The organism is Ornithinibacillus halophilus, assembly GCF_900129485.1.
GTDB classification, from domain to species: Bacteria; Bacillota; Bacilli; order Bacillales; family Amphibacillaceae; genus Ornithinibacillus; species Ornithinibacillus halophilus.
In genome coordinates, this window is the sequence record NZ_FQVW01000025.1 from 21,167 (window position 1) to 45,630 (window position 24,464).

At 36.3% G+C, this 24,464-nt stretch carries 28 protein-coding genes and 1 tRNA gene; 17 read left to right on the forward strand and 12 right to left on the reverse strand.

Features of this window, described 5'->3' with window-relative positions:
- Positions 1-20: 20 nt before the first annotated feature.
- The 3 genes from BUB12_RS10770 to BUB12_RS10780 all read right to left on the reverse strand — a co-directional run bounded on the left by BUB12_RS10770 (position 21) and on the right by BUB12_RS10780 (position 2,363).
- The gene (locus tag BUB12_RS10770; protein WP_072890813.1) at positions 21-1,250 is read right to left on the reverse strand and encodes an ABC transporter permease subunit; all 1,230 of its coding nucleotides are present in this window, start codon (positions 1,248-1,250) and stop codon (positions 21-23) included.
- A gap of 69 nt (positions 1,251-1,319) precedes the next feature.
- Positions 1,320-2,009, reverse strand: a complete 690-nt coding sequence (locus BUB12_RS10775; protein WP_072890815.1) for a hypothetical protein — start codon at positions 2,007-2,009, stop codon at positions 1,320-1,322.
- A 30-nt stretch (positions 2,010-2,039) separates the two neighbouring features.
- The gene (locus BUB12_RS10780; protein WP_072890816.1) at positions 2,040-2,363 is read right to left on the reverse strand and encodes a hypothetical protein; all 324 of its coding nucleotides are present in this window, start codon (positions 2,361-2,363) and stop codon (positions 2,040-2,042) included.
- Between the two features lie 328 nt (positions 2,364-2,691).
- On the opposite strand from BUB12_RS10780, the gene BUB12_RS17690 reads away from it, so the two are divergent.
- From BUB12_RS17690 to BUB12_RS10785, 4 genes are read left to right on the forward strand one after another with little or no spacing between them, the layout of a single operon-like run.
- Positions 2,692-2,829 (forward strand): hypothetical protein, encoded by a 138-nt coding sequence (locus tag BUB12_RS17690; protein ID WP_159431570.1) that lies wholly within the window; start codon positions 2,692-2,694, stop codon positions 2,827-2,829.
- On the forward strand, positions 2,810-2,950 hold the full coding sequence (locus BUB12_RS17695; RefSeq protein ID WP_159431571.1) for a hypothetical protein: 141 nt from the start codon (positions 2,810-2,812) through the stop codon (positions 2,948-2,950). Before BUB12_RS17690 ends, BUB12_RS17695 begins: the two co-directional genes overlap by 20 nt.
- Before the next feature lie 53 nt (positions 2,951-3,003).
- A complete protein-coding gene (locus BUB12_RS17700; RefSeq protein WP_159431572.1) occupies positions 3,004-3,174 on the forward strand; it encodes a hypothetical protein in 171 nt (56 codons plus the stop codon).
- On the forward strand, positions 3,174-4,376 hold the full coding sequence (locus tag BUB12_RS10785) for a recombinase family protein (RefSeq protein ID WP_072890818.1): 1,203 nt from the start codon (positions 3,174-3,176) through the stop codon (positions 4,374-4,376). Before BUB12_RS17700 ends, BUB12_RS10785 begins: the two co-directional genes overlap by 1 nt.
- Before the next feature lie 223 nt (positions 4,377-4,599).
- Here BUB12_RS10785 and BUB12_RS10790 read toward each other — a convergent pair.
- A tRNA-Val gene (locus BUB12_RS10790) sits at positions 4,600-4,672 on the reverse strand.
- A gap of 257 nt (positions 4,673-4,929) precedes the next feature.
- Here BUB12_RS10790 and BUB12_RS18040 point away from each other — a divergent pair.
- From BUB12_RS18040 to BUB12_RS10825, 8 genes are all read left to right on the forward strand, one after another.
- Entirely contained in the window at positions 4,930-5,139 is a 210-nt protein-coding gene (locus tag BUB12_RS18040; RefSeq protein ID WP_234982663.1) for a hypothetical protein, read from the forward strand.
- On the forward strand, positions 5,136-6,491 hold the full coding sequence (locus tag BUB12_RS10795) for a sensor domain-containing diguanylate cyclase (protein ID WP_234982665.1): 1,356 nt from the start codon (positions 5,136-5,138) through the stop codon (positions 6,489-6,491). The genes BUB12_RS18040 and BUB12_RS10795 overlap by 4 nt, the downstream gene beginning before the upstream one ends.
- Before the next feature lie 224 nt (positions 6,492-6,715).
- Positions 6,716-8,446 (forward strand): ABC transporter ATP-binding protein, encoded by a 1,731-nt coding sequence (locus BUB12_RS10800; RefSeq protein ID WP_072890820.1) that lies wholly within the window; start codon positions 6,716-6,718, stop codon positions 8,444-8,446.
- Positions 8,436-10,265, forward strand: coding sequence for an ABC transporter ATP-binding protein (locus BUB12_RS10805; RefSeq protein WP_072890822.1), 1,830 nt, complete (start codon positions 8,436-8,438; stop codon positions 10,263-10,265). The genes BUB12_RS10800 and BUB12_RS10805 overlap by 11 nt, the downstream gene beginning before the upstream one ends.
- A 58-nt stretch (positions 10,266-10,323) precedes the next feature.
- Complete coding sequence (locus tag BUB12_RS10810; RefSeq protein WP_072890823.1) at positions 10,324-11,055, forward strand: alpha/beta hydrolase; 732 nt, start codon at positions 10,324-10,326, stop codon at positions 11,053-11,055.
- 498 nt (positions 11,056-11,553) lie between these two features.
- A complete protein-coding gene (locus BUB12_RS10815) occupies positions 11,554-12,072 on the forward strand; it encodes a YjcG family protein (RefSeq protein ID WP_072890825.1) in 519 nt (172 codons plus the stop codon).
- Entirely contained in the window at positions 12,069-12,491 is a 423-nt protein-coding gene (locus BUB12_RS10820) for a GNAT family N-acetyltransferase (RefSeq protein WP_072890827.1), read from the forward strand. The genes BUB12_RS10815 and BUB12_RS10820 overlap by 4 nt, the downstream gene beginning before the upstream one ends.
- Before the next feature lie 233 nt (positions 12,492-12,724).
- Positions 12,725-13,426, forward strand: a complete 702-nt coding sequence (locus BUB12_RS10825; RefSeq protein ID WP_072890828.1) for a DUF421 domain-containing protein — start codon at positions 12,725-12,727, stop codon at positions 13,424-13,426.
- Positions 13,427-13,511: 85 nt separating this feature from the next.
- Here the strand turns inward: BUB12_RS10825 and BUB12_RS10830 are convergent, their stop codons facing one another.
- The 3 genes from BUB12_RS10830 to BUB12_RS10840 form a co-directional block, all read right to left on the reverse strand.
- Positions 13,512-13,766 carry a hypothetical protein gene (locus BUB12_RS10830; RefSeq protein WP_072890830.1) on the reverse strand — a complete coding sequence of 85 codons (255 nt, stop codon included), beginning with the start codon at positions 13,764-13,766 and terminating at the stop codon, positions 13,512-13,514.
- Positions 13,767-13,817: 51 nt separating this feature from the next.
- Positions 13,818-14,030, reverse strand: a complete 213-nt coding sequence (locus BUB12_RS10835) for a hypothetical protein (RefSeq protein WP_072890831.1) — start codon at positions 14,028-14,030, stop codon at positions 13,818-13,820.
- Positions 14,031-14,136: 106 nt separating this feature from the next.
- Positions 14,137-14,370 (reverse strand): hypothetical protein, encoded by a 234-nt coding sequence (locus tag BUB12_RS10840; RefSeq protein WP_072890833.1) that lies wholly within the window; start codon positions 14,368-14,370, stop codon positions 14,137-14,139.
- Between the two features lie 239 nt (positions 14,371-14,609).
- Between BUB12_RS10840 and BUB12_RS10845 the strand changes: the two genes are divergently transcribed.
- Entirely contained in the window at positions 14,610-15,095 is a 486-nt protein-coding gene (locus BUB12_RS10845) for a CotY/CotZ family spore coat protein (protein WP_072890834.1), read from the forward strand.
- A gap of 110 nt (positions 15,096-15,205) precedes the next feature.
- Here BUB12_RS10845 and BUB12_RS10850 read toward each other — a convergent pair whose 3' ends face one another.
- Both BUB12_RS10850 and mgtE read right to left on the reverse strand, forming a co-directional pair.
- On the reverse strand, positions 15,206-15,721 hold the full coding sequence (locus BUB12_RS10850) for a CotO family spore coat protein (RefSeq protein ID WP_072890836.1): 516 nt from the start codon (positions 15,719-15,721) through the stop codon (positions 15,206-15,208).
- A gap of 751 nt (positions 15,722-16,472) precedes the next feature.
- Positions 16,473-17,825 (reverse strand): magnesium transporter, encoded by a 1,353-nt coding sequence (gene mgtE / locus BUB12_RS10855; protein WP_084063305.1) that lies wholly within the window; start codon positions 17,823-17,825, stop codon positions 16,473-16,475.
- Positions 17,826-18,112: 287 nt separating this feature from the next.
- Here mgtE and prpE point away from each other — a divergent pair, with 287 nt between their 5' ends.
- Positions 18,113-18,862 (forward strand): bis(5'-nucleosyl)-tetraphosphatase PrpE, encoded by a 750-nt coding sequence (prpE, locus tag BUB12_RS10860; protein ID WP_072890839.1) that lies wholly within the window; start codon positions 18,113-18,115, stop codon positions 18,860-18,862.
- Position 18,863: 1 nt separating this feature from the next.
- Here the strand turns inward: prpE and BUB12_RS10865 are convergent, their stop codons facing one another.
- The 3 genes from BUB12_RS10865 to BUB12_RS10875 are packed head-to-tail and all read right to left on the reverse strand — an operon-like array spanning position 18,864 to position 21,225.
- A complete protein-coding gene (locus BUB12_RS10865) occupies positions 18,864-19,742 on the reverse strand; it encodes an RluA family pseudouridine synthase (protein ID WP_072890840.1) in 879 nt (292 codons plus the stop codon).
- A gap of 19 nt (positions 19,743-19,761) precedes the next feature.
- A complete protein-coding gene (locus BUB12_RS10870; protein WP_072890842.1) occupies positions 19,762-20,583 on the reverse strand; it encodes an NAD kinase in 822 nt (273 codons plus the stop codon).
- Between the two features lie 27 nt (positions 20,584-20,610).
- On the reverse strand, positions 20,611-21,225 hold the full coding sequence (locus tag BUB12_RS10875; RefSeq protein ID WP_072890844.1) for a GTP diphosphokinase: 615 nt from the start codon (positions 21,223-21,225) through the stop codon (positions 20,611-20,613).
- A 152-nt stretch (positions 21,226-21,377) separates the two neighbouring features.
- Between BUB12_RS10875 and BUB12_RS10880 the strand changes: the two genes are divergently transcribed.
- The 3 genes from BUB12_RS10880 (at position 21,378) to BUB12_RS10890 (ending at position 23,694) form a co-directional block, all read left to right on the forward strand.
- Positions 21,378-21,950 carry a CYTH domain-containing protein gene (locus tag BUB12_RS10880; RefSeq protein WP_072890845.1) on the forward strand — a complete coding sequence of 191 codons (573 nt, stop codon included), beginning with the start codon at positions 21,378-21,380 and terminating at the stop codon, positions 21,948-21,950.
- 266 nt (positions 21,951-22,216) lie between these two features.
- Positions 22,217-22,594 (forward strand): globin domain-containing protein, encoded by a 378-nt coding sequence (locus BUB12_RS10885; protein WP_072890847.1) that lies wholly within the window; start codon positions 22,217-22,219, stop codon positions 22,592-22,594.
- Positions 22,595-22,803: 209 nt separating this feature from the next.
- On the forward strand, positions 22,804-23,694 hold the full coding sequence (locus BUB12_RS10890) for a ClpXP adapter SpxH family protein (RefSeq protein ID WP_072890848.1): 891 nt from the start codon (positions 22,804-22,806) through the stop codon (positions 23,692-23,694).
- The last annotated feature ends 770 nt before the right edge of the window (positions 23,695-24,464 follow it).

Below are 24,464 nucleotides of genomic sequence, written 5' to 3' on the forward strand. Positions count from 1 at the left end.
TCGAAATTGTTGTTTACTATTTATTTAGCTTTTCTTTTAAAAATTAAATAGGAAGCAAATAATATAATAAAACTAGAGATTAATAGGCTGAAAATACCGTTCCATATGGTGAAACTAAAATTTTCTGCAGTTAGAGCGTATTCCATTGTTATGATGTCGTTTATCTGAAAGTAATTAAAAGGATTATATGGAGCAAACGATAGACCCCTTCCAATATCGGATCCGCTCAATAAGTTGCCCAAGACTAAGGTTACGATGGTAAGAACAATTGTCATAAACGTTTGCTTTACTAGAACGGAGTATAAAAATAGCCAACTGTAGCAGAATATCAATACAATAAAAAATAGCAGCATAGATAAAAGAATAAAGTTTCCCATCTCCATAAATCGAAATGAAGAATCAGGTTTGTAAATGAGTACTGGGTAATTCCAGTCACCAAAACGATCAAAGATAATGCCTAAAAGTAGCCCCCATAAAGCTGTTGCTAATAATATGAGGAATGTTAATAAGACGGTGGTTATCAACTTACTCCAAATTACTTTCCAGCTTTTTAATGGCATGGTGGCCAAAAAGTTAATTGGTCCATTTCGACCGATATCTTCTCTTGTAACAACATTTCCAAATAAGAATAAAAAGAATATAGCTCCTCCAATGTTTAGACCGACTCCAATAAGAAGATATAAAAAATATACAGAAGATGAATCATACTTATTATAAAAATCATAGGCGATTTCTTCTATTATTGCTGTATCAAACACTCTGTCATAAGCGGTTATTTCTGAATTACTATGTATAGGGAAAACAGGTTGAATATTATGTTCCAATAGCCATTTATTTTTCTCGTAAACAACTTCATATGTAAAACCGGTTGGCCAAGTATATACATTCTGAGAAGGGGACATTTTAACTAGTTCTTCACCATTTGCAATTTCGTAATTGAGAATAGTGTTCCAATCATAATTCTTTGCTGCTTCAGAAAGCATATCAAGCTCTTCTATTTCATTAACAAAGAATTCGATTTCTTCCTTATTTGCCGCATTGCTTTCCTCCGTAATACTTAATTCTTCTATTGTTGATTGGAAATTTGATTTAACGGTTTCGTTTTTATAAATATAATCGTCAGCACGTTCGGTATGCACAAAGTTATAAACGAAATAAAAGCTGACAAATGAGAATAGTGCAATGATTAAAATTATAAAATATAGCGTTTTCATTATTTTTTTACTTTCAAATAGTAACAAGTTATTCATGAAAAACCTCCTAGAATCTGGCCATAGGAAGAGCCCCTGCGGTCGACAAAACTGTATCTAAAAATGTGTTTAGCTTACTCTTATTCGAAAAGCATAATAGGCTCTCTTTGTCTTACCCTCATCCCAGATTACATGAATAAGGTAGTAGTAATTTCCTTGCTCATCAGGAGCCGAAAAGAAAGTTTGGTTTTCCACTGTTTCACTATCAATGACTTTCCCTTCATCATCACGAAATCCAAATTGGATAACCTCCACTTGATGTGGTTTAATCCCAACTTTGAAATCTTCATTATTTTGAGTCATTGAGATATGCAATTCTTCTCCCTTATTTGCAAATAACCGATTTTTACTCATGGTTTCCTCTCTAGGGTTTTCCGGAGTAAAAGCACAGTCTTCTTCCACACTTTCCTTCCAACAAACTCCAACTCTTAAACCTCCGACCACTCCTGCCTCACTGTATACATTAAAAGATTGATTAGGTCTTTCTGGGACGTTTTTTTCGTGTTCTATTTCTTCTTCCTTCTCCTCTATTGTTTCTTCCCCTAGTTCCTCTCCTATTTCTTCCGCTGGTAATTCAGCATACTCATGAATGGGTACGACTATTTTAGCATCCGTACAACTAGTTAAAATAATTAAACCAGCTATAATAAAAAATAGCTTTTTTATGATGCTCACCTCTTTTCTTGAAGGTATGTATTTGTTGATAAGTTTATTTATATTGTTTAATCGGGAATGCTTTAATTTAAAAGAATGAAGCATTCCCGATTTTTCAACCTTAATTAATTAATTTTATTCATCTTCTTCAAACTGGTATGGTGGTATTCCACAAAATCCCGAACAACGGACAGTTCCTCTATACGTTGCAAGGATATGATCTCCCGTAGATTGAGTGTTTATTAAGTACAGGATTCCACTCCAACCCGCAACATCATATTCAATTGATGCGTCTATTGAGTCATTAAGGCCATAAGGTATAGTCTGAGTTACTGTTTTAGTCTGAGACTGAATAGATTCTTCCGAGTTTTGAGCTAATACCTGTGTCTGTAATGGTGCAACTACAAAGAACAAACCTACTAGAATACATGAAAAAATAGAGATAACTGTTTTCTTCATACTAATTTCCCACCCTTTTAAATTTACCTATATCTAGTATTATACATTTTTGTAAAAAACCCTTTTTTGATCATTATGTAAATTGTTAATATAATATTACATTTAGCAAACTAGAGGAATAAATAGAATCTCAAATCTAGTATAGTTACCATATATTGCCTATTGATTTTCTCTTCGTAATGGTTATGTTTCTTTCTGGCGGTGGATGAACTACCGAAAAATAACAGGAGGAATCACAACATGAAATATAACATCAAAAGACCTTCCCATAAAATCCGAAATAACACCGAAAGAGCTCTAAAGCATTTAAAAGAAAGGGGAATGTTAAATGAATAATACACTCCCCCATCATATAAAAAAACTAAAGAAAACCGTTAACAATGGAACAATATCACTTTTTGCTTTTAATGGTTTCCTGCAATATCGACAACAAAGGAGAAACCGAAATGAAGAAGAAGCTAAGTAAGCAACCCTTTCCTGGTCATAAGAGTGGATCAATACGAGTGTTAGTCAAACGTGGCCAACGTGAAGAATCAGTTCAACTCGAACTAAATCTATTTAATGATGAGGATAAATCTAGTAATTAGAAGTATAAACATAGCCTCCAAATGTCAATGATGATAGACGGAGGTGTGTAATTATGAGAAGACGTGTTGAGCTTCGTAGCGCAGAGGAAAACAACCAAACTACTAATATATGGATTCAGCACATGGTATCCAGGATTATTGTAGAGCAGTTGAACCTTCCTCCGCGATTACAAGCAAAGCTACTTTACGAAACATTGCCAAAAAATAATCGAGGTGAGAAGTAATGAAATACCATGTGTTTTTTCGACGAGTAAGTACAGATAAGCAGAACATGGAGATGCAACAATCAGCAGATGCTTATTATCGAGAGAAGTTGTTACCTGAAGAAATAAAAGTAATTGACGAGGATGCATTATCAGCTAACAAAAAATTCATTAATGAAAGACCTGAAATGCAGAAACTCATTTCATTAATTAAGGAAGACCAAGTGGATACACTGTATGCCTTTGACAGAACACGATTGTTTAGGGATTACTATGAGGGTATTGAATTCACGGATCTTTGCCTTAAGCACGATATTCAAGTTATTTATACATCTGAAGGCAATGGCAATGTCCAAGCAACTAAAGATATTTTCCTTGAGGGAATTCTTGCTATGTTTAGTGATATTGAAGGAAAAAATATTGCTAGAAGGAATATAGAAGCGAGCAAGAGATACCCAGGTAGAAAGTTGGGCTATGTAAAAGAAAACAAACATTACTACAAGGACCCAGTTAAAAAAGAATTGTTAGAAGCGTATTTTTCTTCATTAAGTAAAATTTCGACTCTTGATGAATTGGCTTTATTTCTAAAGAAATATCGAAGTATTTTTAAAACTAACGATGAAACCCTTATTAGGATTGCACAGGATCCATTTTATGCAGGACATGACTTGAGTAAGGGTAATTACAAATTAAAGCATGTAGAAGCCTACTTAAGCCTTAAAGACTTTCGTGCCATCCAAGATTCACTTGGTGAGGTATTCAATGAGTATCTTAAGCGACTTGACGACTTAGAATCGCAGAAGAGTTACTTACCCATCTGCGGTTATTGTCAGAAACCATTATGTTACAGCAAGGACAAAATAAACAATAATAGCTTTTTTAAATGTACAACCAAAAGTCACCCAAAAGTATTTATATCAACAATTGATTTGGCAAAAATTATAGAAATGGTGATTAGTCAAATAATAATCCACTTAAATTCTAATAAGCTACTAAAGCATTCTCTATTGCAACTACGAAATATCCGAAAAGAGATTAACTCACAAATTCAAACAATTGAGAACCAACTTAACAATCTATTGGAAACCATCCTTCTAGGGGAACAGAACTATACTAGTAATTGGAAAGAAAATAATCCCCAATACCAAAAATTAAATGCATTAAAAATAGAGAAACAACGGTTATTATACAAGCATGGGGACGGAGCTCTTGCTTCACAATAGTCTAATACTCAGATTATATGGTTGAGCAACTATTAGAATTAATACTATTGCCCCAAAACAGATATTTAAAACAGAGATAAATCCATAGCAGTAAAACTTTAGATTGATACAGTTTAGTATGATGAGTGCAGCACCTATGTATATATGGATAAAAAGTCACTTCAAAAACAAAGTAAAGCGTCACCCCCTTGCTACACAAAGGATTAACGCTTTCTTAATTTAGTGATTCCGATTGGGCTCGAACCAACGACCTCCACCCTGTCAAGGTGGCGCTCTCCCAGCTGAGCTACGGAATCGTAATGTAATGTAAAAACTAATTTAATTATATGTAGCCTACTATGTTCTGTCAACGTTTTTATTCTGTTGATATTACATAAAAGCTAATTATCAGTGCCACTTATATATACCTCCTCCCCACTTCACTATCACTTTCCGATACAACTCATTAGTAATACTTTTGTCACATTACATCCCTTTATATGCGACTATAGTCTGATAAAATAGACATATAAGGTAAATATTTCCTTCCATGATAAATAGAGGAGGAATTACTATGAGAAAAGTAAAAGGCATTAAAATTAGAACAGCGTTAGGTATATTAGTGTTTCTAGTTGCAGTTGCTACTACAGCTACGCACTTATACATATCAATTCGTGCACTAGAAACCTCACTATCTAACAATTACTTACAAAATAACCTTCGATATGCACAGAACATTGCAGACAGTACTGAGATACTTATGTCTGATATCCAAGAAACTTGAGTACGTTAGCTGACATTATTGGAAATGACGAGGAATTTACACAGAAAGACTTAAATTATTGGTTAGAGGCAAATAAGGGATACTATAACTCACTATTTACAACGGACAACAAAGGATACGTCCAATTAATGAGTCCGAAAATCTTAACCAATAATGCGAATGGTGTACAGCCTGGCACGAAAATAAATTCAGACTTAATGAAGCGAGCATTAGAAAACAAAACACCATTTATTTCTGAACCCTATTTAGCACAAACTGGTAACCTAGTTATCCTTATTTCTTATCCCATTTTCAATGATTCCGATGTGTATCAAGGTGTTGTCGATGGAACGTTGTATTTAGAAACAGACAATTCACTCGGAAGAATTTTAACCACTCATGAACACTTAGATGAATCATCTACTTTTGTAGTTGATAGTAATGGACGAATTATTTATCACCCAGATGCTTCAAGGATTAACGAAAATATTGCTGAACACGAGTTAATTCAAGATGTGCTTGAAGGAAATTATGGATCTGCCAAAATCACCAACCATAAAGGGGAAGAATACTTGTCAGGCTATGCTTTCATCAATGAAACCAACTGGGGGATAATTAGCCAAACCCCTACTTCAGTCATCCAAGTTCCACTCCATACATTAGTCCAAAAAATCGCTTTACAATCACTACCATTGTTAATTATCATTATATCTTTTGCTTGGTTAGTGGCTTTTCGTATATCCAATCCAATTAATAAATTAGCAAAATTCTCTAAAAAAGCTATCACTGAAAAAACAACTCCGGCCCTTGTTGACCAAATAAATATTCATTCTAATCTTTACGAGGTTAGGCAACTTTATCTTCATTTTCGCAAGCATTTCCAAGTCTTAAATAGCCGAATTTATAGAGATGGACTTAGTGGGTTATTTAATCGATTAGCTTTTGATTATCAAATCGTTACGTATTTTAATCAAAAAATACCCCATTCCTTAATTTTAATTGATATCGATCGATTTAAGAGAGTCAATGATCAGTACGGGCACCCTACAGGGGATGAAGTGATCAAATTTTTGGCAAATACGATGCAAGAGGTTACCCGAAGTACCGATCAATGTTTTCGTTATGGCGGAGAAGAGTTTGCCATCATATTGAAAGATGATGACGAGAATGATGCGTATAATCTAGCAGAACGATTACGCACAACAATAGCAGAAACGAACAGTCCTACAGGAAAACCTATTACTATATCTATTGGGATTTCTTCTTCCAACATCAAAGACGAAGATTTCGAAGCTATCATAGACCGGGCAGATACTGCTCTCTATCAATCCAAAAATGAAGGAAGAAATCGAACAACCATTAACAACGAATAATGGTGTCCCCACAGAGCAATTCGCAGCCTGTGGTGACTTTTGTTATTAATTAATATATATTGAGCAAACTCAAATGAGTTCATGTTCTTTATTTTATAGGACCAATAGGACAACCGCATATTTTTACAATATATTTCTGTTTTCGAAATAAATTCTTGGAAAAATACTTGTTTTTAATTTATAATAAAGTGAAAATTATTTATTTTGACAACGGAGGTCTACTTGTGAAAACTGTTTTTTCATCGTTAAAGTCTTACAAACTACCAGCATTTGTCGCCTTTTCACTCATGCTAGTTGAACTTGGTGTAGAGCTCTTGCTCCCCTTTTTCTTAGGCAAAATGATTGACCAAGGAGTCATGAACCAAGATTTAAACAACATTATTATGTGGGGAAGCATTATGATTGGTCTCGCACTTTTCTCATTTGTTTCTGGTATCATTAATTCATTTTTCGCATCCCATGTTAGTTGGGGTTTCGCACATGACATGCGTGAGCGATTATTTCGTAAAGTGCAGGCATTTTCTTTTGCCAACTTAAACAAATATCCTACGTCAGGATTAATGACGCGCTTCACAAACGACGTCCGCCAAATTCAAAACACAATATTTATGGCACTTAGAATCATGGTGAAAGCTCCACTTCTAGTTGCTGGTGGTGTCATCATGGCGTTTATTGTCAATCCACGTCTGGCGCTTATCTTTCTAATTACCGTTCCACTATTATTAGGATTTTTATTATGGGTATTAAAAAAAGCGACTAAGATGTTTGACCGAGTTCAAAAGAGTGTCGATAACGTGAACCGCGTCATGCAGGAAAACTTAGCGGGAATGCGGTTAATTAAAGCCTTCTTCCGGAGAAATCATGAAGAGGGACGTTTTACAACAGCAAATACGAGATTAAGAGATAATACGAGAATGACTTTTCGATTTGTAGAAGCTTCCATGCCTGTTCTACTCTTTATTATGAATATGAGTATCGTCGCTATCATTTGGTTTGGTAATACTCAATCAATTGCAGGAACAACAGAAGTTGGGGATGTTGTTGCTATTGTTAACTATGCCATGCGTGTCGCTATGGCAATATCGATGTTCTCATTTATTATTATGGCATTCTCACGTACGAAGGCTTCTGCCGACCGTTTGAGTGAAGTATTGAATCTAGAGGTTGATTTAACAGATCGTGAAGAGTCATTGGAAGACCAACCGGTAACCAACGGGGAAATTGAATTCTCTAATGTTTCCTTCCAATATCCAACAGCCGAAGACCCTGTATTAAATCACCTATCTTTTACTGTAAACAGTGGGGAGAAATTGGCTATCATTGGTGCAACAGGAGCAGGAAAGACTTCCTTATTCCAGTTAATTCCACGACTGTATGATACAACGGAAGGCGAAATCTATATCGACGGGAAACCCATTACTTCCTATAAGTTAGATACATTACGCCGAAGTATTGGATATGTTCCACAGAGCCCACTATTATTTAGTGGTCCGATTATCGAAAATATTGCTTGGGGTAAAGATAATGCTTCTAATGAAGAGATTCTACAAGCAGCAAAAGATGCACAAATTCATGAAACAATTATGAATTTGCCAAATCAGTACCATACCAAAGTTGGGCAAAAAGGAGTCAACTTGTCTGGTGGTCAGAAGCAGAGAATTTCGATTGCGCGTGCATTAATACGTAAACCAAAAATACTAATGCTTGATGACAGTACGAGTGCACTCGACTTAGCGACAGAAGCACGATTATTAGATGCGATTCAAAAGGATGTCAACACCATGTTAATTATTACGCAAAAGGTTTCTACAGCAATGAATGCTGACCGAATACTATTAATGGATCAAGGTGAAATCTTAGCAATTGGTACTCATGACGAATTGTTGAAAGAATCTGCATTGTACCGCTCGATCGTAGAATCACAATTTGGAAAGGAGTATCCGCATGTCCATTAAACAGTTAAAAGAACCTTTTCAATATGAAAAAATTCCACTAGAAAATATATCAAAGGACATAAAGGATAAGCGTGCCAAAAATACAGCTGCAACGATAAAAAGAATATGGTCGTATTTAGCTAGAGAAAAATCTAGGCTTTGGATCGTTATTTTATTAGTAGTAATTAGTTCAGGATTAGCGTTATTAGGACCATATATGGTTGGTAAATCTATTGATAAATATATTGTTTTGCAAGAAATTGATGGATTAGGACTACTTGCCATCTTGTTAATTTTCGTCTATTTAATGCATTCTTTGTCCATTTTCTTGCAGAACTTTTTAATGGTAGGAATCGCGCAAAATACGGTCTATTCCTTGCGTTCCGATTTATTTAGTCAGTTCCATCGCCTGCCAATCAGTTACTTTGATAAACGACAGCACGGGGAATTGATGAGCCGAATCACAAACGATATTGATAACATTAATAACACATTGAACCAATCAGTTATCCAAATTTTTTCTAGTGTACTAACCTTATTAGGAACAGTTGCTGTCATGATTGCTTTGAGTCCTATTTTAACGTTAGTGACCATGACGATTATTCCAGTCATGTTCTTTGCTACCCGTTGGATTACGAGACGAACAGGTCCTTTGTACAAATTACAACAAAATGACTTAGGTGAACTGAACGGTTATGTAGAAGAAATCGTTTCTGGGCAGCATGTTGTTAAAACGTATTCTCAAGAAGAGCGCGTCATTGAAGAATTCGAAGTAAAAAATAAAAAATTAAATCGTTCTGGATTCTGGGCATTAACTATTGCAGGATTTATCCCTAAAGTAATGAACATGTTGAACTTTTTAAGTTTCGGATTAATCGCCCTTGTTGGTGGGATCCTTGTCATAAATACAGATGGATTAGTTACAGTTGGGATTATCGTTATTTTCACGGAATATGCACGTCAGTTTACACGACCATTGAATGAGTTATCCAACCAGTTTAATGTCCTATTATCTGCTGTTGCTGGTGCTGAACGTGTATTTAATGTAATTGATGAACAACAAGAAGAAATCGATGAAAAAGAAGCAAAAGAACTATCCACAACAGAAGGTCATTTTCAGTTTAAACACGTTACCTTTGGCTATGAAGATGACATGATTTTAAAAGGAATTAGCTTTGAAGCAAAGCCAGGTCAGTCAGTTGCCTTCGTCGGTCATACTGGAGCTGGTAAAACAACGATTATTAATTTAATTTCTCGTTTTTACAATTATGATGGTGGAGAGATTTTATTAGATGGAAAAGACTTAAAAACAATAAAACGTTCCAGCTTACGTCAGCATATGGCATTTGTTTTACAAGATTCCTTCCTTTTCCATGATACGATTCGAGAAAACATTCGTTATGGCCGATTAGATGCTAGTGACGAAGAAGTAATTACAGCTGCGAAAAAAGCGAATGCTCATGAATTTATCACTCAACTTCCTGATGGGTATGATACCATTCTTGACCAAGAAGGAAGTGGGATTAGTCAAGGTCAAAAGCAATTACTAACCATTGCACGTGCCTTCATTGCTGAGCCATCTATCTTAGTCTTAGATGAAGCAACGAGTAATATCGATACTATTACGGAGTTAAAAATCCAAGAAGCACTGAAACATCTAATGGAAGGAAGAACTAGTTTCATAATCGCCCACAGACTAAACACCATTCAAGAAGCAGACAAAATTGTCATGCTAAAAAATGGGGAAATTATGGAACAAGGCAGTCATGATGAACTATTAGAGCTACGAAGAAATTATTACGATTTATACAAAGGCCAACTGCAAGAGGTTGGAAGTTAGTCTTATTGTGTGAATATGGTAAACTATGACTGTGGAAACCGAAAGATGAGGTGTAACGATGGCACGTAAAGGAAAAATGATTGTAGAACAAATAGAAAGTGAATTTTTACAACAATCGATGGAATTGAAAATATATCAACCGGAGACATTCTCCCCATTATACAAATATCATCTCTGCATCATGCAGGATGGAAATGACTATTATCAAATGGGGCGAATTGCAACATTAAGTGATCAGCTTCATGATGACTTTGAAATTGAAAATACGGTATTTGTGGGAATCCATTACAAAGACCGTTATGATCGTCTAAAAAAATATCATCCGGATGGCGAACAAAATGAGGCTTATACTAAATTTCTTATTCGTGAAGTTGTTCCATTTCTAGATGATTTATTACCAACCTATAATATGGGTGGTGCTCGTACTCTCATGGGTGACTCATTAGCAGGTACGCTAGCACTAATGACTGCATTAAAATATCCAAACACATTTGGTAAAGTTATTATGCAGTCCCCTCTTGTTAATGATACGGTACTAAATGCTGTAAATGAGGCAAAGAGATTAGACACCATAGATATCTATCATACGATTGGAACGAATGAGTTGAGTGTAGAAACTTCCATGGAACCCGATGTCGACTTTGTAACACCAAATCGCCAGTTACGTGATTTATTGGAGACAAAAGGACTCACCTACACGTATAAAGAAATCGAAAATGGTGAACACACATGGAAGTACTGGCAAAAAGACATGCCAAACGCACTAAAAACCATGTTTGGTGATGATTAAAACCAAAGAGTGGCTGGAAAATAACCAAAAAATTATCAATGAGGCGGACAATGACTATAAAAGCGGAGGAAATATACGCAGACTCCTTGGAAATAAAATACAATTTCCTTCGTGCGAAGATTATGCTTCCGATGCCTTCCTTGGGACTGCGATTACTCGCCCCACCGAAAACATTTGTCCTGTGGGAAGTAGGAGCTCGGTGAGACACCGTAGTGCTTAGCAAGTAGGTGGCTCACCACTCCCCCACGGCAAAGAAGACACTGTGAAATCGACCGAAGGAAGATTGAACAGATGTCGTCCTTGTGCTGGAAGTGAAAGCGAAGTATATTTCCGGAGCGTGGGATTATACGAACTTCCCCTAGCTTTATTTTGCTCTATCTTCTTACTTATTTGAAAAAAATCAATGTTATTCTTTTTATTTTTGTTATAATAGAAGTTAACCAACAAAATTAACAAACTACTTACTTAAATAATAATTTTGAATAGGAGGTTTTTTATATGAAATACGGAATTGCAATCTTCCCATCCAAGCAAGTCCAAGACGAAGCAAACTCTTACAGAAAGCGATATGATCCCCACTACGATCTTATACCACCACATATTACATTAAAAGAAGCATTTGATGCAGATGATGAAACAATTGATGAACTAGTTGTTGAATTAAAGAAAATCGCCAATGAAACAAAACCTTTTGAGGTTGAAATCAATAAAGTAAGTTCATTTGTACCTGTAACCAACACCATCTACTTAAAAGTTGAACCACACGATACACTGAACGAATTATATGAAAAAATGCATACAGGAAAATTCCCTGACAACAAACGTTTCGCATTTGTTCCACATATTACCATCGGACAAAAATTATTAGATGATGAGTATTCCGATGTTTTTGGAAGAATGAAAATGAGGAATTTCCAAATTAAAGATACCGTTGACAGATTCCAGCTTCTATACCAACTTGAAAATGGTTCTTGGACCGTACATGAATCATTTGTATTTGGGAAGGAATACTTGTGAGAATAATAATTACTAAGAACACCCAAGAAAAAAATGATGCCTTCTCTGTTCGTACGACTGTTTTTGTAGAGGAACAAAATGTATCACCCGAGGAAGAATTGGATGAACATGATGCAACAGCCATCCATTTCGTTGGCTATGAAGATAATCAACCAATAGCTGCTAGTCGACTTCGATTTGTAGATGAATATGGTAAGCTGGAACGAATATGCGTTCTAAAAGAATATCGTGGTAAACATTTTGGTCAACAAATCATTGAAGAAATGGAAAAGGTTATTAAAGAAGAAGGCTTTAAAAAATCAAAACTAAATGCACAAACCCATGCAGAGGCATTCTACCAGAAACTAGGTTACGAAACCGTCTCTGAAGAATTTATGGATGCCGGAATCCCACACGTTACAATGGTAAAAAGTTTATAAAAAAAGCGCAGACATGCGCTTTTTTTATTTTTCTTTCTTTGATTTACCAGTTAAAGCGGCAGCAATGGCACTAAAAATATCTCCAATTAATGTAAGTATTGCAGCGATATGTAGCAACTCCCTTTGTGTGGATTATCTATATTTTATAACAAGTTCACCTATCGCACCACCCTCTTTTTTGTATTAGTTTAAATCGAAAGGACATGCTAATGTTGAGAAGGTGGTGCTAATCATTGAATCACTATTTACCAATCTTGTATGAGTCCTTGTTCGGCTTTGTTGCATTGCTTACCGTTGCAAAACTTCTCGGTAAAACACAAATTTCTCAATTAACTGCATTTGACTTCATTTCTGCCATCATCTTAGGTGAATTAGTTGGTAATGCATTATTTGACGAAAAGGCTGGTATTCTCGACATAGGATTCGTTATTATTATTTGGGGTGGACTACTTTATATTACGGAAATTATCACCCAAAAATTTAAAAGTACTAGAGCACTTCTTGAAGGAAGTCCGGCAATTGTCATTCATAATGGAAAATTAATAAGAGATGTTATGAAGAAGAACAAGCTCGATATTAATCAATTACAACATTTATTACGATCAAAAGACGTTTTCTCTATTCGAGAAGTTGCATTTGCAATTTTGGAAACGGATGGTACTATTTCCGTCATGAGAAAGTCGCAAAAGCAGACACCAACTAGAGGAGATTTAAATTTACCCCCTCAAGAAGCCAATTTGTCTTATACAATAATCAGTGATGGAGAAATTATTTACGATAATTTAGAGGAATTAAATTTAACAGAAGCATGGCTTAAACAGGAACTAAAAAAGCAAGAAGTGCAACAGGTGGAAGAAATTTTTTATGCCGAGTATACATCAGGAGATCAAAATTTGTTTCTTCTTCCATTTGTTAATGAAAAGGAAGAAAATTAACTATAAGTTGGGTGTACAGTTGGGATTTGTGTACACCCTTTTTTTGGTCCATTCGTTAATAACCGATTGCTTGCGCTTTCGTCCTCTATACAGTTTTGTTAAAATTTTCACCTAGTCCTGGTAATGGTGGTTGGTTAGTGAATGATGGTTCAACCATACTCTCAGAAGGGGTTTCTTTTTTCCCTTCACTTTGCTCATAATCTTTTTCTATTTCTTCATATTGATTTTCTAAAATGACTTTGTAGGCTTTTTCAATGGTGTGGGGCTTTCTTTTGGCCTCTTCAATACGTTTTTGATAATCTACATATTGGTGATTTTGCACTGGCAAAATATATCCCATAAATACCACTCCCCATTTGATCCTAACTCTTACTTTAATTATAACATATTCTTAATTTTCCATCTTTTTTTCTAACTTTTTCATCCAATCTTCTACTATATTGATATTCCCCATAAATCTCTCGTTAAATATATCCATTTCCTTTTCAAACTCAATTATTTTTCGTTCTGGTGCCTGAAAGTACTTTTCATTTATATCTAAATGCTTTTCTATATCACGAAAATGCTTAATCCATGGAATTGAACTATTTTTACCTTCTCCCAAACAATCACCTCTCTCCCCTCTTTACTTTACAAAAAGAAATGCAGCTAATAGCTAGCTGCAAGGTTCGAACAAATATAAAGGGAGGGATTTCAATATTACTTAAACCTTAAATCCAAAATGGTCTTCGGTCATCATCTTTACGATCGTCATCTCCTAGTAGTTCACCGCTTCGACTACTGCTACTACTACTTGATTCCATTCCTATGTCATCCACGCGTCGACGATCATCAAATCCTCCGAAGAAAGGATCTCGCATAGGACGTCTTTTAGGCTCGATAATTACATTCTCTGCTTCGATAACAAGATCTTTCACTTTAATAATTCTTTTATTATCAGACATACAAACTGTCACTCCTTCTGCAAAATATACTCGATATTAGTCTATGTTTTACTTTAGCTTAGGTATAGACACATGCCCTAATATGCTGAATTTTTTCCCAACTTCTTACATGAAGCCTATTTTATATTCGTAAAAGTTTTGTTGCTTATACCCGGACGCATGCCCACACCATATACCCTAAGACACATACTCTATTAGAGACAATACGTCAATAAAGATTTAGAAAGGAGAAATAATTTATGGGTTGTGGCTGTGGAAGAGAATCTGCAACAGGTAACTGTGTATGTGATGTGTTGAGGGAGATCCTTGATGCACAAGAAGATGTAATTGAAAATTGCTGTGAAACCAGTTGTGAACGTTCAATTAATGATTTGTTAGGTGAAACAGATCCTGGAACTGGTTTAGACACTGTACCAGTAATATTATACTGCAAAGATAGTTGTAAGCCTTTCAAAGGATTCGGTGCAAATCGTTACAACGATGAGCTAGGAAAAATTGGTGAAATGCAAGCAAGCTTCATCTTCCGTGTTAAAGATATAGATGACGATTGCTGTGCAGTACTAGAACTATTAAGAAATCCAAATGACCCTTGTAAGTGTGATCACTTACATGACCCTTGTGATCAAGAAACAAAAGGCCTTGATAACACAGGCATTTGTATCACAGTTGACTTAAATTGCTTCTGCCATGTAACTTGCTTACCAGCAATTAGTGTATTTAACTAATTACTTTAATAATACCAATTGAAGGGTCATTCCCCCCTTCAATTGGCATTTTTTTTAAGATATTTAGTATAACTATCAGAGTTGTCTAAGTCCAATTGCTTGCGCTTTTCTTAAAGACCTAACATTCTTACCTCTGTAATCGAATCAAATGGAATTTTTCTAGGGGTAGCCCTATTTCCTACACGAAAAAATACAGTATCATCTTTAAATTCTAAAACAATCCCACGATATGTTTTTTCATCCGTTTTAATAATGCATTTCATCTTTGGTAAATGCTTAGGGGAATCAGCAAAATACTCTACCTTTTCCTTTAAATTCATATCCTTGAATTTTTTTGTACGAGCATTACTAGGTTTATCTTCTTCTTGATCAACTGTTGACTCTTTTTCTTCCACTTCTGGTTGAGATGAATTAACAGGATTCACTTGCTGATTGACTGAAGCGACTGGACGTCTAATTGGACTAACTCTTCTAGGATTTCTTTTTGGCTCATCCTGCTTTTGGGTAGCTTTTTCCTTTTTCTTTTTAGGACTATTATAGGAATCCTGCATCGTAGCTTCTGGCTTTTTTATATTGGGCTGCTGAATATACATCAACGGTGATCGCGCATATCTTTTTTTTGCCATTTAACAACCACTCCTTCATAAACAATTCGTCAAACCATTATATGTACCTAGAAGGAGAAACGTGTTGCAAGACTAAGTCGTAGGGGAATAACGGAACCTAGGACCACCAGGTTTCAGCCATGAATTCTCTTTCCGTTAATCACAAGATATCCGGCAAAATTTGCCCCCTGATGAATCCTCTTTCCTCTATTCAAGAATATACCAATAAAAAACATGTGAATATGGAAAGTAACGGAATATGGAACCATCTGAACCACATATTTGCATTAAATCAGCTTAATAACGGAACCTAGGACCACCAAGTATCTGCCATGAATCCTCATTCCGTTATTCGCCTAAATTCCACCAAAATTTGCCTCCTGATGAATCCTCTTTCCACTATTCAAGGATTTTCCATTGAAAAACTTGTGAATATAGCAAATAACGGAATCCAGAACCATCTGAACCTCTAATTTGCATCAAATCTGCTTAATAACGGAACCTAGGACCACCACGTTTCACCCATGAATCCTCATTCCGTTATTCGCCTAAATTCCAGCAAAATTTACCTCCTGATGAATCCTCTTTCCTCTATTCAAGGATTTTCCATTGAAAAACTTGTGAATATAGCAAATAACGGAATCTAGAACCATCTGAACCTCATATTTGCATAAAAACAGCATATTAACGGAACGTAGGACCACCAACTTTCAGCCATGAATCCACCTTCCCCAAAACAAAAAATCACACAATTCCCTGTGTGATTTTCTAATTAAATCAATAACCCCATAAATGCGGTTGCCATTCCAAAGTAAATTAAAATCGAGATAATGTCATTGATTGTTGTAATGAATGGCCCTGATGCAACTGCCGGATCAATATTTAATTTATACATTAACAGTGGTACTAAGGATCCAGCCAAAGTAGCAACTACCAAGGTTGCCATGATCGAAATCCCTACTAAAATACCAAGATAAATCTGGCCCTGCCAAACAAAAATAACTCCTGTAATCAATACACCACAAACAGTACCAGTAATAAGCCCCGTTCCTGCTTCTCGTAAAATTAATTTGAGCTTACCCTCTGTTCCAAATTCTCCTGTTGCCAACCCACGCACGGCAACAGCCAAAGCTTGCGTCCCAGTGTTCCCAGCCATACCAGCAATTAATGGAATAAATATTGCTAAAATCGCAACTTGATCTAACGTATCTTCAAACCTTCCAATTAAACTTGCTGTTAATAAACCTAAGAAAAGCAATATAATTAACCAAGGCAGACGTTTTTTAGCCGATGCAAATGCATTAACGTCTGGTCGTTCCACGTCAACCCCTGCTAGTTTGGAATAATCATCGCTAGCTTCTTCATCCATAACATCTAAAATATCATCTACCGTAATAATCCCCAATAAATGTTGCTGAAAATCAACTACCGGAACAGCTAGAAAATCATAATCCCTCATCGTTTGAGCAACATCTTCTTGGTCAGCTGCTACGGAAACATGGACAATTTTCTCACTCATAATGCCACCAATTAATTGATCATCATCAGCAATGATTAAATCTCTTAATGAAAGAACACCAACTAATTTTTTATCCTCATCTACCACATACATATAGTAAATGGTCTCAGCGTCGGGACCTTCTTCTTTTAATTGCAGCATCGTGTCCTTGACGGTTTGTGTTTTATAAATTGAAATGAATTCCGTTGTCATGATACTTCCGGCTGTTTTTTCTTCATAATGCAACAGCTCTTTGATTTCATCAGACGCTTCCTTATCCATCATTGTTAGGAAGCTAGCAACTTTATCCTTTTCCATTTCATTCAAAACGTCAACAGCGTCATCTGCTGCCATCTCACTAAACACCATCGCTGCAAATCGTGGATCCATTTCTGTTATGTACGGATCGATATCTTCAATCTCGATGTGTTCCATCATTTCTGAAATTTCTTCCGGAGAAAGGTACGAATAAATTTTCATTCGATCATCATGTTCTTTTTCCATAAAGAAGATAGCTTGTTCATAGGGGTGCAACTCTAAAAAATGGGTACGGAATTCATCCAGGTTTTCTTTTTCTAATGCTCGTTGTATTTGTTCATCAAATTCGATTGGTTGATTATTTTCCATCTTCATTTCCCCTTTGCCACTCCCTTGTATCGGTTCTAAATCAGTGACTTATTTATTTTGTAGGAATTAGTGCCAAATGTAAAGCGTTGTACTTATATTGATTATATTTCACTAAATATATTTGATTAAACTTTTTATTACCATTAGCAGATTAAATTCGTTTATACTTTATTACAAGAAAAGCGCAGAGCGCCCGTATTGCGACGTACGGACTACCGGTGCCTCGACTTCTCAGAATGCATTTTGGTTTTCTAACAAAAACTACGATATGAATGGTGGTGATTTCAATGAAATTTGATGTGATTGGCGATGTTCATGGATGCTATGAAGAATTATGCGAGCTATTTCACAAATTAGGCTACGAACAAAAACAAGAGAATTATTTTGTTCACCCTGATGGGAGAATCCCTGTTTTTGTTGGTGATATAACAGACCGTGGACCCAATTCCATTAAAACGATTGAACTTGTTTATGAAATGGTTGTGAAACAGAAAAAAGCCAATTATGTTCCAGGCAATCATTGTAACAAACTTTATCGTTTTTTTCTTGGTAACAAAGTACAACAAAAGCACGGATTAGAAACTACGGTTGCCGAGTATCAAGCCTTAGATAAAAATAGGCAACAGAAAATACGCAAGCAATTTATGTATTTATACGACAATGCAGAGCTATATTTATCGATTCCAGAAGCAAATGCCATTATCGCTCATGCTGGAATTAAAGAGTCCTATATAGGAAGAAAGGACAAAAAAGTCCAGACATTTGTGTTATATGGGGATATTACTGGTGAGTTTGATGTGGATGGTCGCCCAATTCGTCGAGACTGGGCTCAACATTATCATGGCGAACGATGGATTATCTATGGCCATACACCGGTTCTGAAACCAAGAATCATCCATAAAACTATTAATATTGATACTGGTTGTGTATTTGGCAATGAACTAACTGCCTTTCGTTTGCCTGAAGAAACAACCATTGCTGTCCCTTCCAAACAACCTTTTGTTGAAGAAAAATTTAGATCCTTCCCAGAAGACTAACTTACTGGGCAAGGATCTTTTTCATATCTTCAGGAATCTCTGTTGTAAATATTAAGCTCTTCTTCGTAATGGGATGGATAAACTGTAATTGATAACAGTGCAATGCTTGTCTATTAATTCGCTTCAATGAACCCCCATACAAGTCGTCCCCTGCTAATGGGTGTTTTATATGAGAAAAATGTACTCTAATTTGATGGGTTCTACCTGTTTCTAGCACAACATCGACCAATGCATGACCATGATTTGTTTCCATCACTTTATAGTGCGTCACTGCCCTTTGACCGTTTGATCGTACTTCTCGTTCAATAATCGAGCCTTCTTTTCTCCCGATTTTTTCATCAATTACTCCTTCAAGGGGAACTGGTATTCCTTCAACGATTGCTTGGTATTTTCGACTCACATTACCTTGTTTTTGAGACGTTGATAAGAGCGAGTGTATGTAACGACTTTTAGCAATTAATAATAGTCCTGACGTATCCCGGTCTAATCTTGTGACAACATGCACCGTGTAGGGAATCTGCTGTTTTTCATAATAAGCTAGTATTGCATTTGCCACTGTCCCCCCTTGATGCTGAGAGGAAGGAATCGTTGCTATCCCGGCCCGCTTGTTAACTATAAGTATAGATGAGTCTTCGTATACAATGTCTAATGGGAGATTTTCTGGGTACATGTGATTTCCTTTCGATTCAGGAGGAAATACAATTTTAAGTTCATCATTAGACTTTAATACATAACGAACTGTTTTTGGCTCATGATTGACTAATATTTTGCCACCATCATAAATAATTGCCTTAATTATTCGTCTGGAAAATTGATGTTCTCGCTGGAGGAATTCTCGTATCGTCATTCCTTCATTTTGCTCATTTATTTTCCATTCCATCTTGTTGCCTCCACAAATCTCATTTAAGTCTGTTTAGTTGGCCGTCATCTTCTGTAACAAACGAATCACGAACACGATTCCAAAATGGAAATGGACGAAATCTGGCAAAACGAATTTTTTCTTTGGCCACTCGGCATTGAATTGATTTTACATTCGTATAGTTTCTAGTAAAATGATCCATCGTAATTAAAAAACTTCGGTCAACAATAGGTTTTAACAAGCATGTGTGATGTTTAGGCAAGATAAGTGGCGACCCAATTGTACGGAACACACGATTATTAATCGAAGCCATTTCCGTCAACTGTATTGCTTCTAAAGTTGGATGAATGATTCCACCACCCAATGCTTTGTTATAAGCTGTACTTCCCGAAGGCGTTGAAATACATAATCCATCCCCTCGGAACGTTTCAAAATGTTCCCCTTTTATTTCCACATCAAATACAACCGAGCCATCTGGCGTTTTGATCGTAGCTTCATTTAAGGCCAAGAATCGGTCTTCGCTTTCACCTGTTTTTGAACGAATAATTACTTCAAGTAATGGGTATTCCACCACTTGAAATGGTGTTTTTGCAATTTCTATTACTAATTTTTCTACCTCTTCTGGCAACCAATCAGCGTAAAATCCTAGGTGACCTGTATGTACTCCAATAAAAGCCGTTTTATCTAATCGGTGGACATAGCGATGAAATGCTTCTAAAAAAGTTCCATCTCCTCCAACCGAAATAACTAAATCTGGCTCTTCTCTATCATAAATTAATTCAAAATCAGTCAAATATTGTTTAATCGTTGTTTTTATTTTGTTAGATCGTTCGTCACCTTTAGATACAATTTTAAATTTCATTCATGCCAACCCCCTCTACTGGTACGATTATGTAGTTTTATGATGAAAGTATCGTTGTGCTTCTTGTACTTCATTCTTTATTTTCGACATTTCTTCATCTAGTTTAAAAGCTGCCTCAGCTGCCTTTTTTAAACGCGTCTGGATTTCTGATGGAATTGCCCCTTCATATTTATAGTTTAACGAATGTTCATTAGTTGCCCAGAAATTCATCGCCAATGTGCGAATTTGAATCTCTGCGATCACCTTTTTCATTCCATGTATGGTTTCTACCGGATAATTAATAATCATATGATAGGAACGATATCCGCTTTCCTTTTTATTCGTGATATAATCTTTCTCTTCAATAATGGATAAATCCTCTCTAGAACGAATCATATCAACAACCGTATATATATCATCAACAAATTGGCAAACCACTCGTAAACCAGCTATATCTTGCATTTGCTCATCGATTTGATCTAGTGGTATTTTCTTCTTTTCTGCTTTTCTAATAATACTATCTACTGGCTTTACACGACCAGTCACAAATTCAATTGGGGAATGGCTGGATTCATATTCAAATTGTGCCCTCATCCCTCTTAACTTAACTTTTAATTCTGCAACTACTTGCGAATACGGTGCAAGCTTTACTTGCCAATTCATCTTACCACCAAACCTTCCGTACCATATCTTTTACTATTTTACCATACAATTATGAAAACGATAATGATTGCATAATTAACTTTCTTTCGCCATAATCAATAGTAACTAAAATTCACTCATGAAACCTAATGTATACAATACTGGAGGAAATTATGACCCAAGAAATTGAAATCGAATTTAAAAACTTATTGACTGAACATGAATATAATCAATTATTAACTGCCCTACCTTTTCCTAACAAAGCTTTCTCTCAAACGAATTATTATTTTGAGACAGATGACTTTCAACTTAAAGAAAAAAGTAGCGCCTTACGCATTCGCGAAAAACAAGGGAAATATCAGCTAACTTTAAAACAACCTCACGGAGATGGTTTACTAGAAACCCATGATTCTCTTACAAAAGAAGAAGCGTTCGAGTGGTTAAACGGTCACTGCATCGCAAAAGAAAATATTCAAGAGGCCTTAAAACAAATGGGAATCCCTCTGGAGTCACTCCGTTTCTTTGGTAGTTTAACTACTGAGAGAAGAGAATATGCCGAAAATGATATTTTATACGTTTTGGACTATAGCACCTATAATCATCAACATGACTATGAACTAGAAATTGAAGCACCTACTGTTACGGCTGGAGAAAATGCGTTTCAATCAATCTTAACCCAATTTCAAATTCCAAAAAGACAAACGAAAAATAAGATCGAGCGGTTGTTTATAAGCTTAATGAAGTAGGTAATTAATCCTTGGTAAAATCAGATTATTTGCCCACCTATCATTTCGTTGCTACAATAATAAGAAAAGCGCAGAGCGCCCGCTTTGCGACGTACGGACTGGACTGAGGCGTAGGAGATAAAGGAAACACGACGACCAAAGGGAGTCGATGTTGACTTATCGTACGGAGGCGAAGGAAGTCTCGCTAGTCGCAGGCGCTCGGAGCTAGACATCTCTGAAAGTCATACTTTCTTATCTTTGTACAAATATAGAAGGAGATATCAAGGATGAATGAACCAGGAACAATTTACGAAGCGATAGGCGGGGAAGAGACTATCGACCGTCTAGTGAATGCTTTCTACAAACGAGTAGGAAATCATCCAAAGTTAATTCCTATTTTTCCAGATGATTTAACAGAGGTAGCTAAAAAACAATATATGTTTCTAACACAGTTTTTTGGTGGACCCAAATTATATAATGAATACCGTGGACATCCAATGTTAAGACGTCGACACTTACCATTTGAAATAACACCAGAGAGAAAAGATGCGTGGTTAGAATGTATGGATGAAGCACTTGATGAAGCAAACATTGAAGAACCATATCGTACAGCTATTTTTGAAAGATTGACCATGACCGCTCATCATATGATGAACACACCATAATAAAAAAATGCAGTGCGCCCGCTTTGCGATGTACTGAGATCGGGACTGCGATTTCTCGGCACAAGGGCCAAGGTAATCTCCCTGTGGCAATTCACTAGTCGCAGGTGCACGAAGCTATTCATCTTAATTAAAAGTGGTATCGCCTGATAGATGACTTCCTATTACGGAATTTAATCTCAGGCAATGGAAACAAAGAAAGGAGAATCGATGTGAGTTGGAATCGTCCTGGGCTAGGTGGCTCAAATCAGACAAACACATCGCCTCATTACGACAGCTATTTTGTACAAAAGCCAATTGAAATCTATGTTTTTATTGATCCACTATGCCCAGAGTGCTGGTCACTCGAGCCTTATATTAAAAAGCTTACGATTGAATATGGACGTTTTTTTACTATCTATCCAATTATAGGTGGTTATTTAAATCCGTTAAACAAAGAGCCTTTTGACCAACCTAAGAAATTACGTGAAATTTGGGAAAGAACAGCCAAACGAACCGGAATGAGCTGTGATGGCGACCTATGGATAGAGAATCCAATTAATTCACCAAAGGCAGCTTTCCTAGCTATTAAAGCAGCAGAATTACAAGGTAAAAGAGCTGGTAGAGTATTTCTGAGAAAAGTACAAGAAAAAATATTTTTAGATAAACAAGATATATCCAAAAATGAAATACTGCTAGAGTGTGCGAAAGAAGCAGAATTAGATATTGAGGAATTCCAAGAAGACCTCTATTCCCCATCTGCCAAAAAAGCACTTCAATGCGACCTAAAATTAACGAAAGAAATGGAAGTAGATTACACACCAACGATCGTTTTCTTTAACAGAGATATAGAAGAACAAGGAATCAAAATTTCAGGACTTTATCCATACGATATTTATGTACGCGTATTAATTGAAATGCTTCAAAAAACACCAATCCCATCCGAAAAACCACCTCTTGAACAATTTCTGGCTTACTATGATGTTGTCGGAAGTAAAGAAGTATCTGAGGTATACGGCTGGACCATTGGAAAAGCAGAACGAGAAATGAAGAAGTTACAATTAAAACAAAAAGTAAAGAAAATCCAAGCAAAACACGGGAACTTTTGGAAATACCTTAAATAATTGCTATAACTGTGGATTAATTTAATCCACTTTTTTTATTGGAGTGCTTTTGGGATGGTATAGTTAATTCTCGATGACTTTTTTGGATGAGAGATTGAGCCAAAGGGTATTGAGACGGGCTTTCGTTTACCTTTTGACTTGTTTCCTTGATGAAAAGGGCATTGAAATAGCCTGTCGATTACCGTAGAACCCAACTTCCTTCCGCTTCCGGCATCGAGAGCACCTTTCGATTACCGTAGAACCCAACTTCCTTTTGCTTCCGGCATCGAGACACCTTTTCGATTACCGTAGAACTCAGATCACTTTCGCTTCCGGCATTGAGAAACCTTTTCGATTACCGTAGAACCCCCGATACTTTCTCTTCCGGCATCGAGAGCACCTTTCGATTACCGTAGAACCCAACTTCCTTTCGCTTCCGGCATCGAGACACCTTTTCGATTACCGTAGAACTCCTTTTCCTTTTGCTTCCGGCATCGAGACGGGCTTTCGATTACCGTAGAACCCAACTTCCTTTTGCTTTCGGCATCGAGACACCTTTTCGATTACCGTAGAACCCAACTTCCTTTTGCTTCCGGCATCGAGACACCTTTTCGATTACCGTAGAACCCAACTTCCTTTCGCTTCCGGCATTGAGAACACTCTTCGATTACCGTAGATCTCAGATTCCTTCCGATTCCGGCATCGAGAGTACCTTTCGATTACGGTAGAGCTCAGATCACTTTCGCTTCCGGCATCGAGATCCATCCTCTTAAAAAATACTAGATTTTAAG